The sequence below is a fragment of the Burkholderia sp. Ac-20365 genome, from assembly GCF_017104715.1.
In the GTDB taxonomy this organism is placed as follows: Bacteria; Pseudomonadota; Gammaproteobacteria; order Burkholderiales; family Burkholderiaceae; genus Paraburkholderia.
Genome location: NZ_JAAGPI010000113.1, coordinates 1 through 903, shown reverse-complemented (window position 1 = coordinate 903; position 903 = coordinate 1). Strand labels below are relative to the sequence as shown.

Here is a 903-nt window from a genome sequence, read left to right as displayed (position 1 = left end):
CGGGCGCCAAGCCCTATCTGCCGATGGCGGGTTTCGCCCAGTATCGCGATGCGGTGCAGGCGCTGGTGTTCGGCGCGCAGTGTCCGTCGCGCGCAGCAGGGCGTGTGGCGACGGTGCAGACGCTCGGCGGTTCGGGCGCGCTCAAGGTCGGTGCCGATTTCATCAAGCGCTATTTCCCGCAAAGCCAGGTGTGGGTCAGCGACCCGACGTGGGAAAACCATCGCTTCATCTTCGAGCGCGCGGGTTTCGAGGTGAACACCTACCCGTACTACGACGAAGCGACTGGCGGTCTGAAGTTCGACGCGATGGTGGCGGCCAACGAGGGGCTGCCGGCAAAGAGCTGCGGGCTGCTGCACGACTGCTGCCATAACCCGACCGGCGTGGATCTGGACGACGCGCAATGGGTGCAACTGATCGACGTGCTGCAAAAGCGCGATCTGCTGCCGTTCGTCGATATGGCGTATCAGGGTTTTGGCGCCGGTCTGGACGCCGATGCCTTCGCGGTGCGCGAACTCGGCCGTCGCGGTGTGCCGGCGCTGGTGGCGAACTCGTTCTCGAAGAACTTCTCGCTGTACGGCGAGCGTTGCGGCGGTCTGCACGTGATCTGCGAAGACGCGGCCGCGGCTGATCGCGTGCTGGGCCAGCTGACGGGCGCGGTGCGCTCGAACTACAGCAATCCGCCGACGCACGGCGCCAGGATCGTCACGCGCGTGCTGACGACGCCCGCGCTCAAGCAATCGTGGGAAACCGAGCTGGCGGCGATGTGCGAGCGTATCGCCCGCATGCGTGTGGCGATTCACGACGGCCTGCAGGCGCACGTGAGCGGCGAAGCGCTGTCGCGTTATGTGAAGCAGCGCGGCATGTTCACTTACACGGGCCTGAGCGCGGATCAGGTCGATCGCC

The 903-nt window shown here is 66.1% G+C and carries 1 protein-coding gene; it reads left to right on the top strand.

The features are described 5' to 3' along the window. A partial coding sequence (locus tag G3O01_RS44850; protein ID WP_205813947.1) for an amino acid aminotransferase occupies positions 1-903 on the top strand: 903 nt, incomplete at both ends.